The organism is Streptomyces bicolor, assembly GCF_000719285.1.
Lineage (GTDB): Bacteria > Actinomycetota > Actinomycetes > Streptomycetales > Streptomycetaceae > Streptomyces > Streptomyces bicolor.
Genome location: NZ_JOFS01000028.1, coordinates 135,257 through 161,775, shown reverse-complemented (window position 1 = coordinate 161,775; position 26,519 = coordinate 135,257). Strand labels below are relative to the sequence as shown.

24 protein-coding genes are annotated in these 26,519 nt (G+C 72.4%); 13 read left to right on the top strand and 11 right to left on the bottom strand.

The window, feature by feature from the left end; translation table 11 throughout:
- Positions 1-39 precede the first annotated feature (39 nt).
- Positions 40-2,607, top strand: a complete 2,568-nt coding sequence (locus IF78_RS0131065; RefSeq protein WP_031481779.1) for a CHAT domain-containing protein — start codon at positions 40-42, stop codon at positions 2,605-2,607.
- A gap of 194 nt (positions 2,608-2,801) precedes the next feature.
- Here IF78_RS0131065 and IF78_RS0131060 read toward each other — a convergent pair whose 3' ends face one another.
- Positions 2,802-4,601 (bottom strand): LuxR family transcriptional regulator AbsR2, encoded by a 1,800-nt coding sequence (locus tag IF78_RS0131060; RefSeq protein ID WP_031481778.1) that lies wholly within the window; start codon positions 4,599-4,601, stop codon positions 2,802-2,804.
- A 94-nt stretch (positions 4,602-4,695) separates the two neighbouring features.
- Here IF78_RS0131060 and absR1 point away from each other — a divergent pair, with 94 nt between their 5' ends.
- The 3 genes from absR1 to IF78_RS0131045 all read left to right on the top strand — a co-directional run bounded on the left by absR1 (position 4,696) and on the right by IF78_RS0131045 (position 7,703).
- On the top strand, positions 4,696-5,781 hold the full coding sequence (gene absR1 / locus IF78_RS0131055; protein WP_031481777.1) for a beta-glucuronidase AbsR1: 1,086 nt from the start codon (positions 4,696-4,698) through the stop codon (positions 5,779-5,781).
- A 253-nt stretch (positions 5,782-6,034) separates the two neighbouring features.
- Positions 6,035-7,228 (top strand): MFS transporter, encoded by a 1,194-nt coding sequence (locus tag IF78_RS0131050; RefSeq protein WP_031481776.1) that lies wholly within the window; start codon positions 6,035-6,037, stop codon positions 7,226-7,228.
- A gap of 85 nt (positions 7,229-7,313) precedes the next feature.
- A complete protein-coding gene (locus tag IF78_RS0131045; protein WP_031481775.1) occupies positions 7,314-7,703 on the top strand; it encodes a VOC family protein in 390 nt (129 codons plus the stop codon).
- Positions 7,704-7,708: 5 nt separating this feature from the next.
- Here the strand turns inward: IF78_RS0131045 and IF78_RS0131040 are convergent, their stop codons facing one another.
- Positions 7,709-8,245 (bottom strand): DM13 domain-containing protein, encoded by a 537-nt coding sequence (locus IF78_RS0131040; protein ID WP_031481774.1) that lies wholly within the window; start codon positions 8,243-8,245, stop codon positions 7,709-7,711.
- Between the two features lie 175 nt (positions 8,246-8,420).
- On the opposite strand from IF78_RS0131040, the gene IF78_RS0131035 reads away from it, so the two are divergent.
- Positions 8,421-9,161, top strand: coding sequence for a maleylpyruvate isomerase family mycothiol-dependent enzyme (locus IF78_RS0131035; protein ID WP_031481773.1), 741 nt, complete (start codon positions 8,421-8,423; stop codon positions 9,159-9,161).
- Between the two features lie 19 nt (positions 9,162-9,180).
- Here the strand turns inward: IF78_RS0131035 and IF78_RS0131030 are convergent, their stop codons facing one another.
- The gene (locus IF78_RS0131030; RefSeq protein ID WP_037641663.1) at positions 9,181-9,570 is read right to left on the bottom strand and encodes a MarR family winged helix-turn-helix transcriptional regulator; all 390 of its coding nucleotides are present in this window, start codon (positions 9,568-9,570) and stop codon (positions 9,181-9,183) included.
- A gap of 85 nt (positions 9,571-9,655) precedes the next feature.
- Here IF78_RS0131030 and IF78_RS0131025 point away from each other — a divergent pair, with 85 nt between their 5' ends.
- Positions 9,656-11,134, top strand: a complete 1,479-nt coding sequence (locus tag IF78_RS0131025) for an MFS transporter (protein ID WP_031481770.1) — start codon at positions 9,656-9,658, stop codon at positions 11,132-11,134.
- Between the two features lie 71 nt (positions 11,135-11,205).
- Complete coding sequence (locus IF78_RS0131020; protein ID WP_031481768.1) at positions 11,206-11,511, top strand: DUF6332 family protein; 306 nt, start codon at positions 11,206-11,208, stop codon at positions 11,509-11,511.
- Here the strand turns inward: IF78_RS0131020 and IF78_RS0131015 are convergent.
- The 3 genes from IF78_RS0131015 to IF78_RS0131005 all read right to left on the bottom strand — a co-directional run bounded on the left by IF78_RS0131015 (position 11,472) and on the right by IF78_RS0131005 (position 14,196).
- Complete coding sequence (locus IF78_RS0131015) at positions 11,472-12,137, bottom strand: response regulator (protein ID WP_031481766.1); 666 nt, start codon at positions 12,135-12,137, stop codon at positions 11,472-11,474. The two genes, IF78_RS0131020 and IF78_RS0131015, sit on opposite strands and share 40 nt — an antisense overlap.
- A gap of 37 nt (positions 12,138-12,174) precedes the next feature.
- Positions 12,175-13,407, bottom strand: coding sequence for a sensor histidine kinase (locus IF78_RS0131010; RefSeq protein ID WP_107050046.1), 1,233 nt, complete (start codon positions 13,405-13,407; stop codon positions 12,175-12,177).
- 93 nt (positions 13,408-13,500) lie between these two features.
- Positions 13,501-14,196, bottom strand: a complete 696-nt coding sequence (locus IF78_RS0131005) for a TetR/AcrR family transcriptional regulator (RefSeq protein WP_031481761.1) — start codon at positions 14,194-14,196, stop codon at positions 13,501-13,503.
- Between the two features lie 128 nt (positions 14,197-14,324).
- Here IF78_RS0131005 and IF78_RS0131000 point away from each other — a divergent pair, with 128 nt between their 5' ends.
- Complete coding sequence (locus tag IF78_RS0131000) at positions 14,325-14,774, top strand: nitroreductase/quinone reductase family protein (protein WP_031481759.1); 450 nt, start codon at positions 14,325-14,327, stop codon at positions 14,772-14,774.
- Here IF78_RS0131000 and IF78_RS0130995 read toward each other — a convergent pair.
- Positions 14,764-16,002 (bottom strand): geranylgeranyl reductase family protein, encoded by a 1,239-nt coding sequence (locus IF78_RS0130995; RefSeq protein ID WP_031481757.1) that lies wholly within the window; start codon positions 16,000-16,002, stop codon positions 14,764-14,766. The genes IF78_RS0131000 and IF78_RS0130995 overlap by 11 nt on opposite strands.
- Positions 16,003-16,135: 133 nt before the next feature.
- Between IF78_RS0130995 and IF78_RS0130990 the strand changes: the two genes are divergently transcribed.
- Positions 16,136-17,491, top strand: a complete 1,356-nt coding sequence (locus IF78_RS0130990) for a dipeptidase (protein ID WP_031481755.1) — start codon at positions 16,136-16,138, stop codon at positions 17,489-17,491.
- Positions 17,492-17,516: 25 nt separating this feature from the next.
- Positions 17,517-18,575, top strand: coding sequence for a hypothetical protein (locus tag IF78_RS0130985; RefSeq protein WP_031481753.1), 1,059 nt, complete (start codon positions 17,517-17,519; stop codon positions 18,573-18,575).
- On the opposite strand, the gene IF78_RS0130980 is transcribed toward IF78_RS0130985, so the two are convergent.
- The 3 genes from IF78_RS0130980 to IF78_RS0130970 all read right to left on the bottom strand — a co-directional run bounded on the left by IF78_RS0130980 (position 18,545) and on the right by IF78_RS0130970 (position 21,067).
- The gene (locus tag IF78_RS0130980; RefSeq protein ID WP_031481751.1) at positions 18,545-19,585 is read right to left on the bottom strand and encodes an NUDIX hydrolase; all 1,041 of its coding nucleotides are present in this window, start codon (positions 19,583-19,585) and stop codon (positions 18,545-18,547) included. The genes IF78_RS0130985 and IF78_RS0130980 overlap by 31 nt on opposite strands.
- A gap of 146 nt (positions 19,586-19,731) precedes the next feature.
- Positions 19,732-20,028, bottom strand: coding sequence for a hypothetical protein (locus IF78_RS0130975; protein ID WP_031481749.1), 297 nt, complete (start codon positions 20,026-20,028; stop codon positions 19,732-19,734).
- 52 nt (positions 20,029-20,080) lie between these two features.
- Entirely contained in the window at positions 20,081-21,067 is a 987-nt protein-coding gene (locus tag IF78_RS0130970) for a TIGR01777 family oxidoreductase (protein WP_037641660.1), read from the bottom strand.
- Positions 21,068-21,269: 202 nt separating this feature from the next.
- Between IF78_RS0130970 and IF78_RS0130965 the strand changes: the two genes are divergently transcribed.
- Positions 21,270-23,300: an NPCBM/NEW2 domain-containing protein gene (locus IF78_RS0130965; RefSeq protein ID WP_199921404.1), complete on the top strand. Its 2,031-nt coding sequence runs from the start codon at positions 21,270-21,272 to the stop codon at positions 23,298-23,300.
- A gap of 79 nt (positions 23,301-23,379) precedes the next feature.
- On the opposite strand, the gene IF78_RS0130960 is transcribed toward IF78_RS0130965, so the two are convergent.
- Positions 23,380-24,330 (bottom strand): ROK family protein, encoded by a 951-nt coding sequence (locus tag IF78_RS0130960; protein WP_031481743.1) that lies wholly within the window; start codon positions 24,328-24,330, stop codon positions 23,380-23,382.
- Positions 24,331-24,636: 306 nt separating this feature from the next.
- On the opposite strand from IF78_RS0130960, the gene IF78_RS0130955 reads away from it, so the two are divergent.
- A complete protein-coding gene (locus IF78_RS0130955) occupies positions 24,637-25,698 on the top strand; it encodes a LacI family DNA-binding transcriptional regulator (protein ID WP_031498551.1) in 1,062 nt (353 codons plus the stop codon).
- A gap of 97 nt (positions 25,699-25,795) precedes the next feature.
- A complete protein-coding gene (locus IF78_RS44035; RefSeq protein ID WP_425314634.1) occupies positions 25,796-26,491 on the top strand; it encodes a hypothetical protein in 696 nt (231 codons plus the stop codon).
- The last annotated feature ends 28 nt before the right edge of the window (positions 26,492-26,519 follow it).

Sequence of the window (26,519 nt, the reverse complement as noted above, 5' to 3'; positions counted from 1 at the left end):
GTGACAGCGGGATGCGACTCGGTTCTCGAACTGCTGCCGATGGTGTTCGCCGCCCCCAACGACGCGCTGGCGAGGGCGGAAGGGGTGCTCGACGCCGATCCGTCGCCGTTGCACGCCTCCGTCGCCCACCAGGTGATCGGCATCTGGCAGCGGGACTGGGGCGACATGCGCATCGCCCTCCATCACCTGCGGCGTGCCCGGGATCTCGCGGCACGCGCGGAGTCGGCCGACCGGGAGGCGGACGCCCTGGCGGCGCTCGGGGTCGCGTTGGTGCATGCGGGGCGCACTCAGCAAGGGCTGGCCGCGCTGGAGCGCGGAGTCGAGCGCGGGAGCGGGCACACCCGCGCGCGAGTGCTGTTCCGCCGGGCCTACGCCCGCTGGGTCCTGGGCCACCACCGCGAGGCGCTGGATGACGTGCGCAAGGCGGTCCCCGTACTGCGGCAGGCGGAGGACGTCATCTGGACGGCGCGGGCGCTGACGCTGCGCGCGACCGTGCATCTGGCCCTCGGCGCGGTGGACCGGGCGGACGCCGACTTCACCGCGGCCGAGGCACTGTGGGACACCACGGGCCAGGAGCACGACAAGGCCGACGCGGTGGAGAGCCGGGGGCTCGCGGCGTTCCGGTCGGGGGACATCCCGGCGGCGCTGCGGCTGCTCGACGAGGCCGAGGAACGCTACGCCAAGCTCGGCACGCCCACCTTCATGCTCAACATCCGCCGCTGCGAGGTGCTGATGGCCGCTGGGCTCGCCCCGGAGGCGCTGGCCGAGGCCGACGCGGCGATCGCCGTGCTGGACGGCATCGGCGGCCAGTCCACCCGAAAGGCCGAACTGCTGCTGGCCGCCGCGCGTGCCGCCCGGCTGGCGGGCGACGCGCACACCGCGATAGCCCGCGCCGACATGGCCGTACGGCTGTTCGCCGGGCAGCGGCGCAGCTGGTGGGAGACGCATGCCCGGCTGGTGCTGATCGAGGCCCGGGTCGCCGCCGGGCGCAGTTCGGGGCGGCTGGTGGCCGACACGGCGGCGGTCGCCGAGCGGCTGGCCTCCTTCGGCGCGCCGGCCGCGCCGGAGGCCTCGCTGCTCGCGGGCCGGATCGCGCTCACTCTGGGCTGGCGGACCGACGCCGAGCGGCATCTGGCCCTCGCCGCCCGCAGCAGGCGCAGCGGTCCGCCGCTGGCCCGGATGACGGGCTGGGCGGCGCAGGCGCTGCGGGCCCGGACGGCCGGGTCCGGGCGGGGCGTCCTGGAGGCCTGCCGACGCGGCCTGGACGTGCTCGACGCCCACCGGATGACGCTCGGCGCGTCGGAACTGCGGGCCCGCGCCACAGAGCAGGGCGCCGAGCTCGCCGCACTGGCCCAGCAGGCCAGCCTCGACTCCGGCAGCCCGCGGCGGCTGCTGGTGTGGAGCGAGCGCTGGCGGGCCACTGCCCTGTCGGCCCCGCCGACCCGGCCGCCGGCCGACCCTGAGCTGCAGGGCGACCTGACCGCGTTCCGGGTGATCGCGGCCCGCGCGGAGGAGGCCCGCATGGACGCCCGGCCCGTTCCGGCGCTGGAGCGCGAACAGCGGCGCCTGGAGCGGGAGATACGGTCCCGGACGCTGCACCTGCGCGGCGACGCACCGGGCGACGGCCACCGCTTCGACCCGGGCCGTCTCCTGGAACGGCTCGGCGACGACGTGCGGCTGGCGGAACTCGCCGTGCTGGACGGGCGGGTTCAGGTGCTGCTGTGCGGGCAGGGGCGGGTGCGCCGGTACGAGGCCGGGCTGCTGGCCGAGGCGGAGACCGAGGCCGAACACGTCCAGGCCGGGCTGCGGCGGCTGGCTCACCCGGGTGCGGAGGCTCGGCTGCCGGTGGTGGAGGCGGCGGGTCGGCGCCTGGAGGAGCTGCTGCTCGGTCCGGCCGCCGCGCATCTGGGTGACGGCCCCGTCGTGGTCGTACCGCCGGCCCGGCTGCACCGTGTGCCGTGGGCGTTGCTGCCGTCGCTGCGGGAACGGGTGCTCAGCGTGTCGCCGTCGGCGAGCAGTTGGCTGCGCGCGCGGGAGACCGAGCCGCCGCCCGGTGGGCGCCAGGTGCTGGTGCGCGGCCCGGGGCTGGCGAGCGGCGGCGCGGAGGTGCCCCACCTCGCCTGCCGGTACGACGGTGCGGTCGTCCTGGAGCACGCCGACGCGCGCGTGCCCCGCGTGCTCGAGGAACTCGACGGGGCCGCGCTGGCCCACATCGCGGCCCACGGCACGTTCCGTGCGGACAGCCCTCTGTTCTCGTCGCTGCGGATGGCCGACGGGCCACTGATCGTGCATGACTTCGAACGCCTGGACCGCAGTCCCTACCGGATCATCCTGTCCTGCTGCGACACCGCCCGGTTCGCCTCGGTGGGCGCCGACGAACTGCTCGGCCTGGTCACCGCCCTGCTGCCGCTGGGCACGGCGGGGGTGGTGGCGTGTACCGCACCCGTCAACGACGCCGCGGTGGTGCCGCTGATGCTGGCGCTGCACAAGGGCCTGAGCGAGGGGCTCTCCCTGGCGGAGGCGCTGCGCGACGCCCGGGCGGCACTGCCGGGCGACGCGCTGCACCAGGCGACGGGGTGGGCGTTCTCGGCGTTCGGGGCCGCGTGACGCTGCGCCGGGCTTCAACCGGCCTCTCGTGGACGTGAGCCGGGACGTGTGCCGGGGTCGCAGTCCGCGCGGGCTCTGCGCCGACCTCCGGCGCCATGGCGGGCGAGACGCGCGACCTGCCTCGCCCTCGGCTCGGCGGCCGCCCCGACCACGGCGGAGCGACACGCGGATCACCCTGGCCGCTCCGGGGCGTCTCACGCCGGCTGCGCGTCCGGCAGCTCCACCAGCCAGGGCAGCGCCGTGCGGTCGCCGGCGCCGAGGCGGGCGTAGGCGCTGTAGAGGTGGTTGCCGACCGTGCGGACGGACAGGGTGAGCTTCTCGGCGATCTGCCGGTTGCTCAGTCCCGCGGCGGCCAGCGTGACGATCTGCCGTTGCCGGGCGGTCAGTTCGCCCAGGACCAGGCCGGACAGCGCCGGGGTGCGGGCGCCCTGGCAGCGGCGGGCGAGGGCGACGGCACGCGTGCGTGCGGTGCGGGCGGCGCGCGGGTCACGGTGGGCCCGTACGGCCTGGGCGTGCGCCTCGGCCGCGAAGAGCAGGAAGCCGCGCTCCTCCAACTGTTCGGCCACCCGGTCGAGCGCGGCACCGTCACCCTGGGCCAGGGCGTCGGCGTGCGCGGCGAAGACGCCGGTCAGGCGGCCCTCGGCGAGCTCGGGGGTGCCGAGGCGGACGGCGTCGTAGGCGTCGTCGGCGCCCTTCGCAGGCTGGGTGACCGCCCCACCCCCGTAGGGGCGGCCACCCAGGATCTTGTGCGCAGCCGTCGGGTCGCCCGACTGCGCTGTGGCGAGGGCGAGTTCGAGGCGGCAGGACGGGTCGTCACCGCTGTCCCGCAGCCCCTCTCGCGCCCATGCCGCCGCCTCCCGCAGCTCGCCCCGCAGCCGCGCGAACCGGGCCCGTACGGCTGCGTACCGGGCCGGCAGCGGAGCGCCCTCCGCCACCAGCCACTCCCCCACGGGCGTCGGCGTCGCCCGTACGTCCGCCCGCTCGATACGGCGGGTCAGCGCGGCGCGCTCGGCGTCGAGGGCGGGCCCGCACTGGCCGCCCGCCATACGGGACAGCCGCCTCGCCCGCAGCCTGCCGGCCGCGGCCCGCAGCACCGGGCCGTGCAGGGGGTGGGCGAGGCGGACGGCGCCCTGGTCGTCGACGCGGACCAGGGAGTCGGCCTCCAGGTGTTCCAGCGCACGGAGGTCGAGCTTCTCCAGGTCCAGGGGCAACGGCTCGGCGAAGGCGAGGCGTTCGAGGGTCTCGCGCTCGTCGGGGCAGGTGCGGTCGAGGACCTGTGCGGTGCGCTCGCGGACGGTCGTAGTGACCGGCACGGGACCACGCCACGCCCACTCGCCCGAGTCCGTTTCCGTGTCCGCAACCCGGGTCAGCAGCCCGCGCTCGCGCACCGCGTCCACCAGGTCGCGCAGCAGCCGCAGGTCCCCCTGACACAGCCGGTACAGCCGGTTGACGGTGAGCGGTTCGAGGGCCGCGCCCGCCGCTCCGCCGGCCAGCAGGTGGGCGGTCTCCTCGCGGGGCAGCGGCTCCAGGGGGAGGCGGGGCAGGAGTTCGCCGGTCCACAGGCGGGAGATCGCGCCGGGTGCCGGAGCGCCGTCGGTGGTGACGACCAGGAGACGGGTGCGGCCGTGCACGGCCAGTTGGTGGACGAGGGCGGCCGAGGCGTCGTCGAGCAGATGCGCGTCGTCCACGAGCAGCAGCCGTACGCCGGACAGGTGCTGGAAGGCGCCGTGCAGAGAGGCGGTCTCGGGTACGAGGTGCGCGAACGCGGCGAAACGGATCCGGCGGGTCTCGGGGGTTCCGGCCACCCTGGCGCAGTCGGTGCCGCGGACGGCCTCGCTGACGAGCCGGGTCTTGCCGCAGCCCGCCGGTCCAGTGATCACGATGCCGTGCCGGCCGGCGGTCAGGGCCCCTCGGACCAGCTCGAGTTCGTCCTCCCGGCCGGTGAACGGCCAGGGCATCCGGAGGGTCTTCGCGTCGCGTTCCCAAGTCGTCACGGCAATAGGAGCGCGGTGACTCACCCTTGATACACCCGTACTTGAGTAGCCCCCGACTCAGGCGCCCGCGGCGGGCCGACGGCACCCTGTTCGCATGACCGCACGCTACTGCTCCCTCGCGCAGGCGTCGGCCCCCGCCTTCGCGCCGGGGCTGGCCGCCGAGCGGCTCAGTGCGCTCATCGGCGGAAGCCGGATGTGGGTCAACGGCACCGTGCTGCACTACCACTTCTTCGACCGGGACTCCGACGGATCCGTGATCCCCGACCCGGTGACCGGCAAGGCCCGGCACGTGTCGTGGGTCGGCGGCAAGGAGCAGCGGGACGTCGTGCGCGAGTGCTTCCAGGAGTGGCAGGGCCTGGGCATCGGCCTGTCGTTCGTGGAGGTGGCCGACCGGTCGGAGGCCGAACTGCGCATCGGGTTCCAGCTCGGCGACGGCTCCTGGTCGACCGTCGGCAAGGACGCGCTGCGGGTGGGCCTGAACGAGCGCACCATGAACTTCGGCTGGGACCTGACCGTGGCCGGGGAGCGCGGCACGGCCCTGCACGAGATCGGGCACGCGCTCGGCATGCTGCACGAGCACCAGAGCCCGTTCGCCGGGATCCACTGGGACGACGAGGCGGTGTACGCCGATCTGGCGGGCCCGCCGAATTTCTGGAGCCGGGACAAGACGTTCTTCAACATCCTGCGCAAGCTGGACCCGACCGAGGTCAACGGCTCCGCCTGGGATCCGCACTCGATCATGGAGTACCCCTTCTCGGCCGGGCTGATCCTGGAGCCCGAGCAGTTCCGGGCGGGCCTCAACCCGCCGGGCGCTCTGTCCGGGGCCGACAAGGAGTTCGTCCGCCGCTGGTACCCGCCGGCCGAGACGCCGGGTCAGCGGGAGCTGGTGCCGTTCCGTTCGGTGCCCCTGCGGCTCGGGCCGGCCGAGCAGGCCGACTTCGTGGTCGAGCCGCCGGAGACGCGCGAGTACACCGTGGGCACCTTCGGCGACGGCGACACGGTCGTCGTGGTCTTCGAGGAGCGGGACGGCGAACCCCGCTACGTCACCGCCCAGGACGACGGCGGCACCCCGCACAACGCCACGGTCAAGGCCCGCCTCGTCAAGGGCCGCCGCTATTTCGTCCGGGTGCGTCTGTACTCCAGCTGGGGTTCGGGGGAGACAGCGGTCATGTGCTGGTGACGGCACGGATCCACTGACGCGCACGGACGCCACAGTCCACTGTCCGGCGCCGGGGGAAGTGAGCGGGACGCCACCTTCGGGGGAGGGTGACGTCCCGCTCACGCCGTTCGCGGGCGGGTGGGGGCTCCGGTCACGTTCCCGTGCGGACCGCTCAGCGACAGCGCCCGACGGCCACGGCTCCCTTGCCTCGCATGCGGCGTGCACCTAACCTGACTTTGTGCCGCTAATAAACAAATCCCGAACGCACAGCGCCGTGCCGGGCAACGGCAGCACCCTGAGCCGTCTCCGTATCGCCCTCACCGCTTTCTTCGCCCTCGACGGCTTTCTCTTCGCCGGCTGGGTGGTCCGTATCCCCGCCATCAAGGAACAGACCGGCGCCTCCGCCAGCGCTCTCGGCCTCGCCCTCCTCGGCGTCTCCGCGGGTGCCGTCCTCACCATGACGCTCACCGGCCGGCTCTGCCGTCGCCACGGCACCCATCAGGTCACCGTCGTCTGCGCGGTGCTCCTCTCCCTCAGCGTCGCCCTGCCCCCGCTCACCCACTCCGTACTCGCCCTGGGCGCCGTGCTCCTCCTGTTCGGCGCGGCGTACGGCAGCATCAACGTGGCCTTCAACAGCGCCGCCGTGGACCTGGTGGCCGCCCTGCGCCGGCCGGTCATGCCCAGTTTCCACGCGGCGTTCAGCCTGGGCGGCATGGTCGGCGCCGGACTCGGCGGGCTGGTCGCCGGGGCCCTTTCCCCCACCCGGCACCTGCTGGGTCTCGCCGGGATCGGGCTGCTGGTGACGGCCGTGGCGGGCCGTACGCTGCTGCGCCACGAACCGCCGAGGGCCGCGGGCCCCGTAGAACCGGAGAGCGGCACCCCGCTCCGCCCGGACGCCAGGACACGCGGGCTGGTGATCGTCTTCGGTCTGATCGCCCTGTGCACGGCCTACGGCGAGGGCGCCATGGCCGACTGGGGCGCCCTGCACCTCGAACAGGACCTGGACGCCTCACCCGGCGTCGCCGCCGTCGGTTACTCCTGCTTCGCACTGGCCATGACCATCGGCCGCCTCAGCGGTACGGCCCTTCTGGAACGGCTCGGTCACGGCCGTACCGTCATCGCGGGCGGGGCCACCGCCGCGGCCGGCATGCTGCTCGGCTCGCTCGCGCCCTCCCTGTGGGCGGCGTTGCTCGGGTTCGCGATCACGGGGCTCGGTCTCGCCAACCTCTTCCCCGTGGCCGTGGAACGCGCGGGCACGCTGGCCGGTCCGAGCGGCGTCGCCACGGCCTCCACCCTCGGCTACGGCGGCATGCTCCTCGGCCCACCCGCCATCGGCTTCATGGCCGACTGGTTGTCCCTGCCCGTGGCCCTCACGAGCGTCGCCGTCCTGGCCGCGATCGCCACGCTGATCGGCGTCGCGACCCGCCGCGTGACGCCCGGCCGCCCGGGCTCGCCGCCCGGATCATGACGGCCTCGCCCTGCCACCCGGCACGATGACCGGCTTCACCCCTCCGACCGTTGTCCGCGCCGCCCGCCCTGCGCATCATGACCGGATGGCACGACTCCACGACATCGTCATCGACTGTGCCCGTCCGGCCGCCACGGCCCGTTTCTGGGCCGCCGCCCTCGACGGTTACGCCGTCGCCCCCTACGACGACGCCGAGCTCGCCCGGCTGCGCGCGCAGGGCATCGACGACCCGGAGGACGACCCGACCGTACTCGTCGAGCCCGGGGCCGGCGGCCCTCGCCTGTGGTGTCAGCTCGTGCCGGAGCCCCGGCGCGGGAAGAACCGCCTGCACCTCGACCTGGTCTCCCCCGCCCCGCGGACCGAGCTCGACCGCCTCACCGCACTGGGCGCGACCGTCCTCGCCCGCCACGAGGACCACTGGGTCCTCACCGACCCCGAGGGAAACGAGTTCTGCCTGTTTCCCATCTCGTCCTGAGCGCATCAGGCCCGCGCGAGTTCCGCCGCCCCGAACGACACGTCGAAGCGGTCGCACCAAATGCTGACGCTGCTGTAGCGGGAGAGGTCGACGTCATTGGGCACCGCGTAGTTCTGGCTGCCCTTGTTGCCCTTGAGTTTGCCGAGGCTGACGTGCTCGCCGTCGTCGAAGACCCGCCACCCGTCCCGCCCCTCCTTCACGGGCGCGTCCGTCAGCCACACGCGCAGGTCCGGCCCGTTGCTGGTGTCGAGCTGCTCCAGGCGCAGCACATGGGAGCCGTCGGCCAGCCGTACGAGTTTCACCGTGCCCGACGTCGTGTGCTCGTGGCTGATCAGCTCGCCGCCGGCCACCGTCTTCGGTGCGGGGGCCGAGGAGGGCGCGTCGCTCGGCTCCACCACGCCGGGCAGGGCCTCCTCCACGGTCTGGTCCTGCCACAGCTTCCACGGCTGGAACCAGTAGAGCCCGAAGCCGCCCGCGACGACGACCAGCACCAGCACCCCGATGCCAAGCGGTCGGCCCAGCACCCTCCGCACACGCCCCATGACCGTCTCACTTCCTGAGAGTTTCCTGTTCGCTTCCCATTCAACGGCGGGCGGGAGCCGTCCAGTACACCGAGCGTGATGACGAAATCCTTACGTCCCACCGCCCGGACTCCCGGCGCAGGCAAGGCGGATCGGCACTGCCCTTCGACCGCACTCGATCCGGCACACTCATCCCATGGAGACAGCCGACTTCATTCACACCCTCGACCGCGAGGGCGTCCTGCTGGCCGCGGCCGCCGAGGAGGCCGGGGTCGACGCCAAGGTGCCGACCTGTCCGGACTGGCAGGTGCGGGATCTGCTGCGGCACACCGGGACGGTGCATCGTTGGGCCGCGGCGTTCATCGCGCAGGCGCACACTTCGCCCCGGCCCCTGGGCGCCGAGCCCGGCCTCGACGGCGACGAGCTCCTGGCCTGGTACCGGGACAGCCACCGTCATCTGGTGGACACCCTCACCGGAGCCTCACCCGACGTGGAGTGCTGGACCTTCCACCCCGCGCCCAACCCCTCACCACTGGCCTTCTGGGCGCGGCGGCAGGCCCATGAGACGACCATCCACCGCTTCGACGCGGAGTCGGCGCGCGGCGGCACGCCGACCGGCATCGCGACGGAGTTCGCGGTGGACGGGATCGACGAGCTCCTGCGCGGATTCCATGCCCGCCCCAAGAGCAGGGTTCGCACGCAGCAGCCGCGTGTGCTGCGGGTGCGAGCCACGGACACGGACGCGACGTGGACTGTACGGCTGTCGGCGGAACCGCCCGTGACCGCGCTGGGCGAGTCGGCCGGGGACGCCGACGCCGAAGTGGCCGGTCCCGCCGCACAGTTGTATCCGGCGCTGTGGAATCGAGCGCCGGCGCCGAGCGTGCACGGTGACCGCTCGCTCGCCGCGTTGTGGCGGGAGAAGTCGGCAATCGGCTGACCCGGATGCTGACGGGAGGTCAGCCGGCCGGGCCCCCCGTCAGCATCCGGGTCAGCACCGCACGCTGCACCGGCAGCACCTCGCCGTGCAGCGTGCGCCCCTTCCCCGTGAGCGCCACCTTCACGCCCCGCCGGTCCTCCGGGCACATCCCGCGCTCGACGAGCCCGTCCTTCTCCAGCCGTGCGATCAGCCGCGACAGCGCGCTCTGGCTCAGATGGACGCGCTCGGAGATCTCCTGGACGCGGTAGGCGCAGGCGCCGTCCGCCAGCACGTCCAGGACCTCGAAGTCGCTGGCGCACAACCCGTGTTGGCCCAGAGCGCGGTCCAGTTCGCACTGCGTGCGCGCGTGCAGCGCCAGCATGTCCCGCCACTGGTCCACGAGCGCCTGTTCGGCCTTCTTCGCCGCCATGGGCGCACCGTAGCAGAGATCCGGGTTCATTGCATCGGCATTAAATGCGTTTGCATTCGATGCATGCGCATGTACTGTCTTCGCCATGACCTCTCCGCTCACCCACCCCACCTCCGAGGGCCGTTGGACGCCCCGCCTGTGGGGCACCCTCCTGGTGCTGTGCGCCGCGATGTTCCTGGACGCACTGGACGTGTCGATGGTCGGTGTCGCCCTGCCGTCCATCGGCGCCGACCTGGGCCTGTCCACCTCGACCCTGCAATGGATCGTCAGCGGCTACATCCTGGGCTACGGCGGCCTGCTCCTGCTCGGCGGACGGACCGCCGACCTGCTGGGCCGGCGCCAGGTGTTCCTGGTGGCCCTCGCCGTCTTCGCGCTGGCCTCACTGCTCGGCGGGCTCGTCGACTCGGGTCCGCTGCTGATCGCCAGCCGCTTCATCAAGGGACTTGCCGCCGCCTTCACCGCCCCCGCCGGGCTGTCCATCATCACCACGACCTTCGCCGAGGGCCCGGTACGCAACCGCGCGCTCTCGATCTACACCACCTGCGGCGCCACCGGCTACTCGATGGGGCTGGTCTTCTCCGGCCTGCTCACCGAGGCCAGTTGGCGCTTCACCATGCTGCTGCCCGCGCCCGTGGCCCTGATCGCCCTGTTCTTCGGCCTGAAGCTGCTGCCGCGCACCGAGCGGGAGCGGACGGACGGCGGCTACGACATCCCCGGCGCCGTCCTCGGCACCGCCTCCATGCTGCTGCTCGTCTTCACGGTCGTCGAAGCGCCCGAGGTGGGCTGGGGCGCCGCCCGCACGATCCTGTCCTTCGCCGCCGTCGCCGTACTGCTGGCCGCCTTCGTCGCCGTCGAGCGGCGCAGCCCGAGCCCGCTGATCCGGCTGGGCGTGCTGCGTTCGGGTGCCCAAGTACGTGCCCAGCTGGGTGCGTTGACGTTCGTCGGCAGCTACATCGGCTTCCAGTTCCTGGTCACGCTGTACATGCAGCAGTTGCTCGGCTGGTCGGCGCTGCACACCGCGCTGGCCTTCCTGCCGGCGGGTGCGCTCGTGGCGCTGTCGGCGACGAAGGTCGGTACCGTCATCGACCGGTTCGGTACGGCCCGGCTGATCGTGATCGGGTTCGCCCTGATGGTCGCCGGCTACATCCTGTTCCTGCGCATCGACCTCGACCCGGTGTACGCGGCGGTGATCCTGCCCACCATGCTCCTGGTCGGCTCGGCCTTCGCGCTCACCTTCCCCTCGCTCAACGTCCAGGCCACGAACGGCGTCGACGAGCACGAGCAGGGCATGGTCTCCGGGCTGCTCAACACCTCCGTCCAGGTGGGCGGCGCGCTCTTCCTGGCCGTCGTGACGGCGGTACTCACCGCGAACACCCCTGAGGAGCCCGCGTCCCCACAGGCCGTCCTCGACAGCTACCTGCCCGCCCTGGTCGTGATCACGGCGATCGCGGTCGCGGGCCTGTTGATCTCACTGACCGGACTGCGCACCCGCCGCACGCGGGAGACCGTCGTGGTCGCCAAGTCCATGTCCCAGGAGGCGGAGCGCGTCACCGTACGCGACTAGGGGGCCGCCTCCCTGCGCCCGGCGGAGCCGCTCGCTTGCTCCGCCGGGCGCGCGCCTGTGAAACTCCCTCTATGAGCATGTATGGGGGACGGCGCAGTCAGGCCGAGCGGGACGCGATCACGGTGGAGATCGGATACGCCCTGTTCAGCGCGGCGTTCGCGGCTGCCGTGGTGTTCGGGGCCGTGGTGGGACCGGCGTACGCGTTCGATCTGTCGGCCGGGGCGCGCCGCACGCTCGTCGGGGCGGGGGCGACGGCGGCCGCCTTGCTGTTCGTGGCCCGCGTCGCCAGCGTGCTGCTCCGCTTCGGGCAGCGACGGGACACCCGGGAAGGGGCGGCTCAGCCCAGCCAGCCCGGCCGTACCAACCCCGACTCGTAGGCCAGCACGACCAGTTGCGCCCGGTCCCGCGCGCCGAGCTTCACCATCGTGCGGCTGACGTGGGTCTTCGCCGTGAGGGGGCTGACCACCAGGCGGCGGGCGATCTCCTCGTTGGACAGGCCGATGCCGACCAGCGCCATCACCTCCCGCTCGCGCTCGGTGAGTTCGGCGAGGGCGTCGGCGGCCGCGGGCTCCTTGGAGCGGGCGGCGAACTCGGCGATCAGGCGCCGCGTCACCCCCGGCGACAGCAGGGCGTCCCCGTCCACGACCGCCCGTACCGCGCGCAGGAGTTCCTCCGGCTCGGTGTCCTTGACCAGGAAGCCGGAGGCGCCCGAGCGGATGGCCTCGAAGACGTACTCGTCGAGTTCGAAGGTGGTCAGCATGACCACCTTGACGCCCTCCAGGGCGCCGTCCTCGGTGATCCGGCGAGTCGCGGCCAGACCGTCCAGGACCGGCATGCGGATGTCCATCAGGACGACGTCGGGCCGCAGTTCGCGCACCTTGCGCAGGGCCTCCTCGCCGTCGGCCGCCTCCCCCGCCACCTCGATGTCGGGCTGCGCGTCGAGCAGCGCCCGGAAGCCAGCCCGCACCAGTGACTGGTCGTCGGCGAGCAGTACCCGGATCACCGGTCCTCCTTGCGTGGTTGTTCGGTTCGCCGCCGGCTCAGTCGCCGGCCGGAGCCTTCAACGGCAGTACTGCGAGCACCCGGAACCCTCCGTCGGCACGCGGGCCCGCCTCGATCGTGCCACCCAGCGCCGCCGCCCGCTCCCGCATTCCGGCCAGCCCGTTGCCGCTGCCGCCCGCGTCGGCGCCGGTCGCCGGACCGTCGTCGTCGATACGCAACCGTAGCGTCGCTCCGTCGTCGTGCTCGAGGTGCACGCGCGCGTGCCGTGATCCCGAGTGGCGTACGACGTTGGTCAGGGCCTCCTGGACGATCCGGAAGGCGGCGAGGTCGGTGCCGGGCGCCAGGCGGGGCGGCTCGCCCTCGACCTCGACGGTGAGGCCCGCGCTCGCCGCCTGCCGAACCAGTTCGGGCAGCCGGTCCAGGCCGGGTGCCGGGGTGCGCGGCGCGGCGCCGGGTGTGCGCAGGGTGTCGAGGACCTGGCGGACCTCGCCGAGCGCCTCCTTGCTCTTGGCCTTGATGGTGGTGAGCGCCGTACGCGCCTGCTCGGGGTCGGTGTCGAGGAGCGCGAGGCCGACGCCCGCCTGCACATTGATCACGCTGATGCTGTGTGCGAGGACGTCGTGCAGCTCGCGTGCGATCCGCAGCCTCTCCTCGTCGGCCCGTCGCCGCGCCGCCTGCGCCCGTTCGGCCCGCTCCTTCGCCCACTGCTCGCGCCGGGTCCTGGCCAGCTCCGACACCGCCAGGATCGCCGCGACCCACGCGGCGATCACACCCTCCTGCCCCCAGGGGGCGGCCGAGTCACCGGACGGCGGCAGCCATCGGTACAGCCAGTGGGCCACGAGCGCGTGCCCGACCCAGAAGACCCCGATCGCCGCCCAGGCCGCCTTGCGGTGTCCCAGGACGATCGCGTTGAAGCAGGCGACGGCGACGGCCACGAAGACCGGCCCGTACGGGTACCCGGCACCCAGGTAGACCGTGGCCGCCACCGCCGTCCCGAACACGACGGCCACCGGATACCGCTTGCGCCACAGCAGCAGTCCCGCCGCCACGAACAGCAGGACGCGCGCGAAGAGGTCGAGCGGGGCCCGGTCGTCCAGCTGGCCCCGGGCCGCGAAGTTCGAACCGGCCAGCACGAAGACGGTGATCAGCACGGTGGAGCGCCAGGGCCAGTGAGGAGCACGCTCGTCGCCGTCCCACCGGTTCCACCACGGCGGCCCGTGCCGCCACCACATCGGCGGACCGCCACCCCGGCGTGCCTGCTGCTCGTCCATGTCCGCCACGCTAGACGCGACGGCCGCCGGGCGGCGTCACCCGCGCGTGGTGATCACGCGTACTCCCCGCGAAGTACGTCCCCCCGCAGCGGGTCACGCCAGGCCCACGCCCTGGGCGAGCCGGGCCACCGCATGCCGGAAGAACCTCTCCCTGTCCTCCACGACCCGGTTGAACTGCCCGAACAGCTCGAACCCGACAAGGCCGAAGAGCTCGGCCCAGGCGGCGACGAGGGCCGCGACCGCCGCCGGAGGGAGGTCGGGGGCCAGGTCGGCGGCCATGCGCTCGGCCTCGGGGCACAGCTCGGCGGGCAGGGGCGGGGGCTCGGTGAGGCCGGAGTCGCGATGGGCGTCGCGGACGATGCCGATGAAGAGGAGGCCGACGCGGGAGGCGGGCGGGACGGTCGTGTCGGGGGCGGTGTAGCCCGGCACGGGCGATCCGTAGATCAGCGCGTACTCGTGCGGATGCCGCAGCGCCCAGTCGCGTACGGCCTCCGCGACCGCCGTCCAGCGCTGTACGGGGCCGGCGCCCGCGGCCTTGTCGTGGGCCGCTTCGGCACTCTCGCCGATGGAGTTGTAGGCGTCGATGATGAGGGCGGTCAGCAGGTCGTCGCGGCTGGGAAAGTACCGGTAGAGCGCGGAGGAGACCATGCCGAGTTCGCGGGCCACGGCGCGCAGCGACAGCTTGGCGGCGCCCTCGGCCGCGAGCTGTCTGCGCGCCTCGTCCTTGATGGCCGCGGTGACTTCCATCCTGGCCCGGGCACGTGCGCCCTGTGCGGTGCTGCTGCTCATGTGAGGCAGTCTCCCACGAACAGCGGAGCAGTGCACACAATCGAGAGCACTGCTCTTGCTTTGGATCAGCGATCTCGTGCACACTGCTCTCAACCGAGAGCATCGCTCTCTCAAACCTGGGGGTCACCATGACGTCGCCGTACTACCTCAAGGGCAGCTCGCTGAACGTCCGCTTCAACAACATCGTCGGCTGGCTGGCCCGGCACGGGCTGAGCCTCGCGGGCTCGGCGGAGATGTCCGTACCCGGGCGCAAGAGCGGCAGGATGCAGCGCATCCCGGTCAACCCTCACACCTACGACGGCACGCAGTACCTCGTCTCGGCGCGCGGCCACTCCCAGTGGGTGCGCAACATGCGCGCCGCGGGCGGCGGGGAGCTGCGGGTCGGGCGCAAGGTCCGTGAGTTCACCGCGGTGGAGCTTCCCGACGAGGTGAAGCTCCCGATCCTGCGGACCTATCTGGAGAAGTGGGGCTGGGAGGTCAACCAGTACTTCAACGGGGTCACCGCGAAGTCCTCCGACGAGGAGATCATCGCGGCTGCCCCGGACCACCCGGTCTTCCGGATCACCGTCAGGAAGTGACCTCGTCGCCCGCCACCGCCGGACGGCGGTCCAGCGCCGTCAGGGCGCGGTGGGCCATCGGGTGGGTGCGGACGATCTCGGCCAGCGACGTGGAGCCGCGGGTGATGTCCATGAACGCCTTCCAGGCCGGCCGGAAACCGGTCAGCGTCGCGTGGAAGAGACCGGGACGGCGCTCGAACACGGTCAGCAGCCGCTTGCCGACGCTCATCTCGACACCGAGGCCCGCCTTGACCGCGAAGGCGTAATTCAGGGCCTGCCGCCGGGTGTCCACCGCGTCGTGCGCCTCGGCGATCCGTACCGCCCACTCCCCCGCGAGCCGCCCCGAGCGCAGCGCGAACGAGATCCCCTCGCGCGTCCACGGCTCCAGCAGTCCCGCCGCGTCACCGCACACCAGCACACGCCCGCGCGACAGCGGCGAGTCGTCGGCGCGGCAGCGCGTCAAGTGGCCGGAGGAGACGCTCGGTTCGAACCCGGCGAGCCCGAGGCGCCCGATGAACTCCTCCAAGTACCGCTTGGTCGCGGCGCCTTCACCGCGCGCGGAGATCACACCGACCGTGAGCGTGTCGCCCTTGGGGAACACCCAGCCGTAACTGCCGGGAATCGGCCCCCAGTCGATGAGGACCCGCCCCTTCCAGTCCTCGGCGACCGTCTCCGGCACCGGGATCTCGGCCTCCAGGCCGAGATCCACCTGGTCGAGCTTCACCCCGACGTGTGCCCCTATGCGGCTGGCGCTGCCGTCCGCGCCGACCACGGCCCGCGCGAGCAGCGTCTCGCCGCCCTGCAGGACGACGGCGACGCTACGGCGGTCCGGCACCGCCGAGCCGTGCTGCTCGACGCGCTGCACGGTGACGCCCGTGCGCAGCTCGGCGCCCGCCTTCTGCGCGTGCTCGACGAGCTGCTGGTCGAACTCGGGACGGTTGATCAGACCGAACAGCATCTGCTTGGAGCGGCGGGTACGGGTGAAGCGGCCGTTGTTCGAGAACGTGACCGCGTGCACCCGGTCCCGGAAGGGCAGTTCGAAGCCGGGCGGGAGCGAGTCGCGCGAGGGGCCGATGATGCCGCCGCCGCACGTCTTGTAGCGCGGCAGCTCCGCCTTCTCCAGCAACAGCACACGCCGCCCCGCGACCGCAGCCGCGTAAGCGGCCGAGGCCCCCGCGGGTCCCGCGCCCACCACGACGACGTCCCACACCCGCCGCACGTCGTCCGCCGAAGAGTTCTCGCTGCTCACGATGGTCTACTGCTCCCGATCAAGCCGCCGTCTGCTGCTGTCTCCCGCATCCTACGGCGGGCATCGTCGCAGGCTGCTGTGGGAGGATCACAGCACTCATACGTACAACGTCGCACCCACAAGGAGCGTGCCCATGTCGTCGAATCCGGTCGCCGAGACCGTCGCCTCGCTGATGCCAAGGGCGAAGGCGGAGCTCACCGAGCTGGTGGCATTCAAGTCGGTGGCGGACTTCGACCAGTTCCCGAAGAGCGAGAGCGAGGGCGCCGCCCGCTGGGTCGCCGACGCGCTGCGCGCCGAGGGCTTCGAGGACGTGGCGCTGCTCGACACCCCCGACGGCACGCAGTCGGTGTACGGCCACCTGCCCGGCCCCGAGGGCGCGAGGACGGTCCTGCTGTACGCCCACTACGACGTGCAGCCCCCGCTGGACGAGGCCGCCTGGAGCACCCCGCCGTTCGAGCTGACCGAGCGCGACGGCCGCTGGTACGGGCGCGGCGCCGCCGACTGCAAGGGCGGCCTGATCATGCACCTGCTGGCGCTGCGCGCGCTCAAGGCCAACGGCGGCGTGCCCGTGCACGTGAAGGTGATCGCCGAGGGCTCGGAGGAGATGGGCACCGGCGGTCTGGAGCGGTACGCCGAGGAACACCCGGATCTGCTGGAGGCCGACACCATCGTGATCGGCGACGCGGGCAACTTCCGCGTCGGACTGCCGACGGTCACCACGACGCTGCGCGGCATGACCCTCGTGCGCGTGCGGATCGACACGCTCGCGGGCAACCTGCACTCGGGCCAGTTCGGCGGCGCCGCGCCCGACGCCCTCGGCGCGCTGATCCGCGTACTGGACTCGCTGCGCGCGGAGGACGGTTCGACCACGGTCGACGGCCTGACCGGCGGGCCGTCGTGGGAGGGGCTGCAGTACGACGTGGAGCAGTTCCGCCAGGACGCCAGGGTCCTCGACGGTGTGGAGCTGATCGGCTCCGGCACGGTCGCGGACCGCATCTGGGCGCGCCCGGCCGTCACGGTCCTCGGCATCGACTGTCCGCCGGTCGTCGGCGCCACCCCGTCCGTGCAGGCGAGCGCCCGCGCGCTGATCAGCCTCCGCGTGCCGCCGGGCGTGGACGCGGCCGAGGCGACCAAGCTGCTGCAGGCCCACCTGGAGACGCACACGCCGTGGGGCGCCCGGGTGCGCACCGAGCAGATAGGGCAGGGCCAGGCGTTCCGCGCCGACACGAGCAGCCCGGCGTACCAGGCGATGGCGGACGCGATGGCGGTGGCGTACCCCGGCCAGGAGATGCAGTACGCCGGCCAGGGCGGCTCGATCCCGCTGTGCAACACCCTCGCCGCCCTCTACCCGCGCGCGGAGATCCTCCTCATCGGCCTGAGCGAGCCGGAGGCCCAGATCCACGCGGTGAACGAGAGCGTGTCCCCGCAGGAGCTGGAGCGTCTTTCGGTCGCCGAGGCGCTGTTCCTGCGCAAGTACGCGGCGAGTTGAGAGATCGTCGGCTGAAGATGGGGTGATGACCCCCACCGAGCGCCTCGCCGCCCACGCCGACATCGCCACGTCGCTCGCCCTTCTCTCCGATCACGAACTCGCGGATCTCGTGGAGTCGGGCGAGCCGCTCGGCACCGGGATCGGCGGCCGCTCGACGCTGATCGAGGTGGACGGCAGACGGGTCTTCGTGAAACGGGTCCGGCTCACCGACGTCGAGCTGCGGCCGGAGAACGTCCGCTCCACGGCGAACATCCTCCGGCTGCCGGCCTACTTCCACTACGGCGTCGGCAGCCCGGGGTTCGGTGCCTGGCGGGAGCTCGCCGTGCACACCATGACGACGAACTGGGTCGTCGCCGGTCGCTTCGCAGGCTTCCCGCTGATGTACCACTGGCGGGTCCTGCCACAGCCGCCTCAGCCCCTTCACGGCCGACTCGCCGACGTCGAGGGGGCCGTCGCCTACTGGGGCGGCAGCCCGCAGATCCGCGAGCGGATCGAGGGACTGCGCACGGCGTCCGCGTGCCTGGCTCTGTTCCTGGAGTACGTGCCGTACACCGTGCACGACTGGTTCGACGCCCAGCTGCGCACAGACGGCGCCGACGCCGCGTGCACCCTCGTGGAGCAGGAACTCAGGGCGACCACCGACTTCCTCCACGAGCGCGAACTCCTCCATTTCGACGCCCACTTCCACAACCTGCTCACCGACGGCCGACAGTTCTACCTGGCCGACTACGGGCTCGCGCTCTCGTCCCGATTCCCGCTCACCCCGCAGGAGCGCGCGTTCTTCGACGCCCACCGCCTCTACGACCGCTGCTACACCGCCACCCACCTGGTGAACTGGCTGGCCACCGCGCTGTATCGCCATGGCTCGGAGGAGCGCGAGGCCTTCGTGCGGGACTGCGCCGACGGCATGCGGCCCGAGGGAATCCCGCGGGCCGCCGCCGACATCATCGTGCGGTACGCGCCTGTCGCCACCGTCGTGAACGACTTCTACGGGCGGCTGATCCACGAGAGCAAGCTCACGCCCTACCCGGACGAGGCGCTGCGCGGGCTGCTTCAGGAGGTGGGGATCCCGGCCTCCAGATAGAGCGCCGCCCCACGTTCCCGCGCGCGCAGCGCCCAGCGCAGCCGCTCGTAGCGCACCGGGGGCAGCAGATCGGCGGCCTCCTCCTCGGTCACGAATCGCCAGTCGCGCAGCTCGGGTCCGGGCAGCAGAAGGCGTTCGGCCTCCGTGGAGTCGAGGCGGCCGCCGTCGAAGAGGAGGCGCAGGCCGCCGTAGCCGGGGGGCTTGGGCCGCTCCCAGTCGACGATGAGGAGGCGCGGCACGTCCTCCAGCCGTATCCCCGTCTCCTCCGTGACCTCGCGCATGCCCGCGCGCGCGGGTGCCTCGCCGGGTTCGACGACGCCGCCGGGGAACTCCCAGCCGGCCTTGTAGGTCGGGTCGACGAGCAGCACGCGGTCCTGCTCGTCGAAGAGGAGGACCCCCGAGGCGAGGGTCTCGGAGGTGGGCTCCGGGGTCTGCACGATGTCGCAGACGGGGACGGTGCCACCGCCGACCGCCTCGGCGATCCGGACGGCGGTCTCGTACGGTGTGAGGCCGCCGTTGTCGACCGGATAGGCGTCGGCGGTCAGCCAGGAGGCGAGCGCGGCGCGATACGGCTCTATGTGGTCGTACGACCACTGCCGGATCCGTATCTCGCCGTCAGACAGGTCGGGTGGGATGTCCCGCCCTGCTATTCGCTCCCGCAGGATCGTTTCCGCCGGGGCGAGGAGGATGTGCTGGACGGTGATGCGACGGGCGGCGAGGCCACCGAAGATCTCGTCGCGGTACTCCTGGCGCAGCAGCGTCATCGGGACCACGAGCGTCCCGCCCAGCTCGGCGAGCAGCGCGGCCGCCGTGTCGATCACCAGACGTCGCCAGATCGGCAGGTCCTGGAAGTCACCGACCTCGGTGAGGTGTTTGGGCGGGAGCAGGTGGGTGAGTGCTCCGCCGATGACCTCGGGGTCGAAGAGCGTGCTGTTCGGGATCAGCTCGATCAGGTCCCGTGCGGTGGTGGTCTTCCCCGCACCGAACGCACCGTTGATCCAGACGATCACGTTTCCCCCTCTTCTGTTGGCCCCCTGTGGCTTGCCCGCTCCACAGTGCCACGGAAACCACCTCCCGTAGAGGGCGCATGACCACGGCGCCGGAGTCCCCTCGGGTGCGGGGGCTCCGGCGCCGTGTGGTCGGGTCGTTGGGCTCGTCAGCGCTTCTTCCCGTGCGGGGCGTTGTTCACGGCCCGGTCCGTTTCGCGGTTGATGGCCTTGCCGAAGGTGTTCAGGGCCTGGTCCACGTTGACGCCGGCGAGCTTGGTCTCTCCGCCGGCGACCTTCATCCCTCCGGCCTCTCCGCCGGGGAGCCTCAGCCCCCCGCCGATGCCAGGGGTCTCCGTGGAAGGGGTCCCGGTGACAGGCGCCTCGGCGGCGTGGGACGGGGTGACCGCCGCGACGACGAATCCGGTGGCCAGGGAGGCGATGGCGAGCATACTGCGCTTCTTCATGACCGGTTCAACTGTGAAACGGGAGCGGGAGTCACGCCTGACCTCAGGACAATCAGGACACCGCCGGAACCCCGGCCCCGGGCCGCCGCCGGCCGGCCCGGCGCAGCCGCACCCGCTGTGCGAGGTCCTGGGCCGCCTCCGGCCATCGGCCGTACTCGAAGGTGAACCCCGCCTCCAGCAGCCTGCCGGGGACGACCCGTCGGCTCTTGAGCAGCAGCTCGGTGTCCGAGCGCAGCGCGAACGCGCCGAGTTCCGCCATCCACTTGGTCGCGGGCAGGCCCACGGGGACGCCCCACGCGGAGCGCAGCGCCCGCATGAAAGCGCGCTGCGGCAGTGGTTCGGGGGCGGCGAGGTTCACCGGTCCGTTGAGATCGTCCCGGTCGACCAGGAAGTCGACCGCGCGGACGAAGTCTCGCTCGTGGATCCAGGAGACGTACTGCGCCCCGCCCGCGACGGGGCCGCCAAGGCCCAGCCGGGCCAGCCCCAGCAGGACGTCGAAGACACCGCCGCGATCGGGGCTCATCACCATGGCGGAGCGCAGGGCGACCTTGCGGGTCCGCGGGGTGTCGGCCTCCTGCTGGGCCCGTTCCCAGGCCTTGGCGATCTCGACGCTGTACGCCCAGTAGTCCGGCGCATCGGGCTCGCTGCCGCCGATGACGCCCGTCGCCTCGTCGTTGGGCGCGTCGAAGCGGTGGGCGTAGACGGTCGCCGTGCTCATCTGCAGCCAGACCCGGGGCGGCCGGGCGGCCCGCGCGATCGCCTCGCCCACGACCTGGGTCGAGTGCACCCGCGAATCCATCATGGCCTGCAAATTGGGTGCGGTGTAGCGGCAGCTGACGCTGCGCCCGGCCAGGTTGATCACGATGTCGCTGCCGTCGATCACCTCGGCCCACGGACCCAGGGCCTCACCGTCCCAGCGGACTTCGTTCTCCCGCGTCGGCCGCCTGGTCAGGACCACGACATCGTGACCCGCGGCGGTCAGCGCGCGGTTCAGGATGGTTCCCACCTGCCCGGTCCCCCCGGGTATCACTATCTTCATCGACTCCCCCATCTGGTGTGAGCACGAGCGTACCGCAGTTATTGAACATGTTCAAAAGCTCGATGGGCAAGACCTCTCGGGGGACACCGGACCCTCGCGCGCCACCCCTCGGCTTCCAAGGTGACCCGCCGACCCCTACCGTTGAGCGGTCATGACGCGTACATGCCGTCGCCCACCCTTGCCGGTTCGGAGGAACGTACATATGCGTCACCTTCACACCCGCACAACCCGCAAATCCTGCAAAGCCCGCAGAAGAGTGATCGGTGCTCTCACCGCAGGCCTGCTGTGCGCGACGGGACTCGCCGTCCCCACAGCCACCGCGGCCCCCGTCACAGCGTCCCCCGACGACGGTCTCGCCCTCACCCCGCCCATGGGCTTCAACAACTGGAACTCCACGCACTGCCGTGCCGAGTTCGACGAGGCCATGGTCAAGGGGATCGCGGACATCTTCGTCGAGAAGGGTCTCAAGGACGCCGGATACCAGTACGTCAACCTCGACGACTGCTGGGCCCTGCCCACCCGGGACGCGAACGGAAAGCTCGTGCCCGACCCGGTCCGCTTCCCGAACGGGATCAAGGCGGTCGCGGACTACGTCCACTCCAAGGGCCTCAAGTTCGGCATCTACACCAGCGCGGGCACCAAGACCTGCAACCCGGCCGGATTTCCGGGCTCCCTGGGCCATGAGTACAGCGACGCCCAGCAGTTCGCGGACTGGGGCGTCGACTACCTCAAGTACGACAACTGCAACAACCAGGGCGTGGACGCCAAGCTGCGCTACACCACCATGCGCGACGCTCTCCGAGCAACCGGTCGGCCCATCGTGTACAGCATCTGCGAATGGGGCGAGAACAAGCCCTGGGAATGGGCGTCCGACGTCGGCCATCTGTGGCGCACGACCGGTGACATCAGCGACAACTGGGGTTCGATGCTGTCGATCCTGAAGCGGAACCTGCCACTCGCGCCGTACGCCGGCCCCGGCCACTGGAACGACCCCGACATGCTGGAGGTCGGCAACGGCGGGATGACGGACACCGAGTACCGCTCGCACTTCTCGATGTGGTCGGTCATGGCCGCGCCGCTGCTCATCGGCTCCGACCTCCGGTCGGCGTCCGAGGAGACCTTCGAGATCCTCGGCAACCGCGAGGTCATCGCGGTCGACCAGGATCCGCTGGGCCGGCAGGGCACGGTGATCTCCGCCGAGGGCGGGCGCTGGGTCGTCGCCAAGGATATGGCGGACAGCAGTCGCGCGGTGGCCCTCTTCAACGAGTCCGGCACCGCCCAGCGCATCACCACGACCGCCGAGGCGGTCGGCCTGCCCGCCGCCGACGCGTACACGCTGCGCGACCTGTGGCAGCACCGGAGCCACAACACCGCGGGCACGATCTCGGCGACGGTCCCCGCCCACGGCACGGTCCTCGTCCGCGCCTGGGCCGACCCCAAGTGGGCCCAGCATCCGCCCGCCGTCGAACTGGGCCTGGAGGGCAGCCCGATGGTCGAGGCGGGCAGGACGACGACCCTCACGTCGACGGTGACCGACCTGGGGCGTACGACGGCCAGGCGTGTGTCCGTCACCCTGACCGGGCCCGAAGGGTGGACCCTCGAAGCGACGTCCCCGACCACCTCACCCGCGCTGCCGACGGGCCGTACCCTGCGCACGAAGTGGGCGGTCACCGCGCCGGAGGGGACGCCGACGGGTTCGTACGACGTGACGCTCAGGGCGACTTACCACTCCCCGACCGGCGTCCGCGTCGACAGCACACTGCCGCTGACCGCGACCGTGGTGACGCCACCGCCCTCGGGGACGTCCGGCCTCGGTGACCTCCCCTGGCTGTCGGCCACCAACGGCTGGGGCCCCGTCGAGCGCAACACGAGCAACGGGGAGAGCGCCGCGGGCGACGGCCATCCGATCACCATCGGCGGCGTGGTGTACGACAAGGGACTCGGCGTCCACGCCGCGAGCGCCATCGAGTACTACACCGGCGGCGCGTGCGAGACGGTCACCGCGGAGGTCGGCGTCGACGACGAGGAGGGCGCGGGCGGCACGGTCGCCTTCGAGATCTGGGCGAACGGCACCAGAGCAGCCTCGACGGACACCCTCACGAATGCGATGCCGGCCCAACCGATCACGGCCGACGTGACCGGAGCCCAGGTGGTCCGGCTCGTGGTCACCGACGGCGGCGACGGCATCGACTCGGACCACGGGGACTGGGCGGAGGCGCGGTTGAGTTGCTGAGCGGCTGAACGGCGGGGCGGCGGGGCGGAATGAGCGGCTGAACGGCCGGGGCGGAACGTTCCTCCCCCGAGCCGCGCACTCACACCCCCGCCGCCGCCCCCGCCTTCCCCGCAAGCGCCGCCGCCGCGGCTCCCACCAGGCCCGCGTCCGTTCCCATCTGGGCCGGCGTGATCGCCAGCCGCTGGACGAAGGACAGGGTGGCGTAGTCCGTCAGCGCCTTGCGGAGGGGCGTGAAGAGGACGTCGCCCGCCTTTCCGACGCCCCCGCCGATCACGGCGATGTCGATCTCGACCAGGGTCGCGGTGGCCGCGATCCCGGCGGCGAGGGCCTGTGCGGCGCGCTCGAAGGAGGCCACGGCGACCGGGTCGCCCTCGCGCGCGGCGGCGGCGACCGCGGCGGCGGAGGTGTCACCGTCCGGGCCCGGCTGCCAACCGTTCTCCAGCGCCCGCCGGGCGATGTTGGGGCCGCTGGCGATGCGCTCCACGCAGCCGCGCGAACCGCACGGGCACTCGTCGCCGTCCAGGTCCACGCTGATGTGGCCGATGTGGCCGGCGTTGCCGGTGGGGCCGGGGTGCAGACGGCCGTTCAGGACCAGACCCCCACCGACGCCCGTGGAGACGACCATGCAGAGGGCATTGTCATGACCTCGGGCGGCTCCCTGCCAGTGCTCGGCCGCCGTGATGGCCACGCCGTCGCCGATCAGCTCGACGGGCAGACCGCCGGCCGCCTCCCGCACCCGCCGGACCAGCGGATAGTCACGCCAGCCGGGCACGTTCACCGGACTGACGGTGCCCGCGGACGCGTCCACCGGGCCCGCGCTGCCGATGCCGAGGGCCGTGGCGCGCTCCCACAAGGGCGACGCGGTGAGCTCGCCGACGACCTCCTCGACGGCCCGCATCACCGTCTCGCCGTCCTCCCGCGCCGGCGTCGGGCGCTGGGCCCGGACCACGATCGTGCCGCGGCCGTCCACCAGCGCTCCGGCGATCTTGGTGCCGCCGATGTCGAGCGCAGCCACGAGGTCGGTGTGCATCTGTGTCAGTTCTCCCGGTCAACCATTCGGAATTCCCCGCGAGCCATGGGAATTGGACGACCCGGTCTCGCGGTGGGGGCGCAGGCCGGAGATTGCGGTGGACAGTGTCCCCCGGATCTGACAACGTTGTCCAGGCTCTATGCTCGACGCCACATCCTCATACAAACCCATGGACCGACGCACCCCCATGGACCGACGCATCCGCGCGGATCGCCGTATCCCCGTGGCCGGACGCATCCCCGCGGATCGCCGTAGGCCAGGGACCGACGCATCCCCGTGGACGACGACAGGACAGGACACCGCATCGTGCCCGAGGCCATCCGCCGATCCGACCACCCCGCCGACCGCCTGGCCGGGGCACGCTACGGCAACCGTCCGACCATGAAGGACGTCGCGGCGCGTGCCGGAGTCGGTCTGAAGACCGTCTCGCGCGTGGTCAACGGGGAGCCCGGAGTCACCCCGGAGACGGAGCGCCGCGTCCAGGAGGCCATCGACGCGCTGGGGTTTCGCCGCAACGACAGCGCGCGGGTGCTGCGCAAGGGCCGTACGGCGAGCATCGGTCTGGTCCTGGAGGATCTCGCGGACCCTTTCTACGGTCCGCTCAGCCGGGCGGTCGAGGAGGTCGCCCGGGCGCACGGTGCCCTGCTGATCAACGGCTCCAGCGCCGAGGACCCGGACCGCGAGCAGGAGCTGGCGCTGGCGCTGTGCGCGCGGCGGGTGGACGGGCTGGTGATCATTCCGGCCGGTGACGACCACCGGTATCTGGAGCCCGAGCTCAAGGCGGGCGTCGCCACGGTGTTCGTGGACCGCCCGGCCGGGAAGATCGACGCCGACTGCGTGCTGTCCGACAACTACGGTGGCGCCCGGGACGGCGTCGCCCACCTCATCGCCCACGGCCACCGCAGGATCGGCTTCATCGGCGACATGCCCCGCATCCACACGGCCGCCGAGCGACTGCGCGGCTACCGGGCCGCCATGGAGGACGCGGGCATACCGGTGGAGGACTCCTGGATGTCCCTGGGCGTCACCGACCCGCAGCGGGTGCGCGACGCGGCCGAGGGGATGCTCTCCGGCCCCTCCCCCGTCACCGCGATCTTCGCGGGCAACAACCGGGTGACGGTCACCGTGATCCGTGTCCTCGCCGAACAGACCCGGCGCGTCGCCCTCGTCGGCTTCGACGACATCGAACTCGCCGACCTGCTGGAGCCCGGCGTCACGGTCGTCGCGCAGGACGCGGCCGCGATCGGCCGTACCGCCGCCGAGCGGCTGTTCCGCCAGCTGGACGGCACCCTGATCACCCCGGAACGCATCGAGCTGCCGACGCGGCTCATCACCCGCGGCTCGGGCGAGCTGCCGCCGGCGGACTGAGCGGCCCGTGGAGGACCGCACAGGCGGCTCCTGGCTGCCCCGGCGCGGGCGCACATTGGAGGCGCTCGGTCTGGCCGAGGCGCCGCGCGAGATTCCGCTGCGCTATCCGGGCGCCTGGCCGCTGGACTCCGGGCTCCTCGACGGGGACCGGCTGCGGCCGCTCGACCGCCTGGTGTACGACGACCGAGTCCCCGTTCTCGCGGTGGGCTCCAACGCCTGTCCGGGCCAACTGCGGCACAAGATGGCCGAGTTCGGGATCATCTCCCCCATCCCGATGGTGCGGGCACGGGTCACCGGCATCGAGGTGGGTGTCTCCGCGCATGTGAGCCGCATGGGCTATGTGTCCGCGTCGCCGTTCCACGCGCCGGGCCGTGTACGGGAGTTGTTCGTCATCTGGCTCGACGCCGAGCAGCTCGCCGTGATCGACGCGAGCGAGGGCGTGCCGGCGCCGAACGGCAACTACGGCCGGCCCTGGTTGCCGGCATCCGACGTGCGGATCGAGCTGGCGGACGGCAGCACGCTCCCGGGCGCCTTCGCGTACGTCAACCACCACGGTGTCCTGCACAACGGCACCGACGCACCGCGCACCCACCCCGGCCAGCGGCCGCTGCTCACCGAACTCCTGCTGGGCTCGGCCCGGTTGAGGGAGCTGTTCGGTGTCACCGCCGAGGAGTTCAGCGCGCGGGCGCGTGCCGACGCGGGGCTGTGCGCTGCGGGCACGCGGCTGTTCAGGGACGAGAAACTGGTGACCGCCTCCGGGCTGGAGCGGCACCTCCGGGTGCGGCGGAGCTGAGTTCAGCAGCCGGCCGGGCACCCTTGAG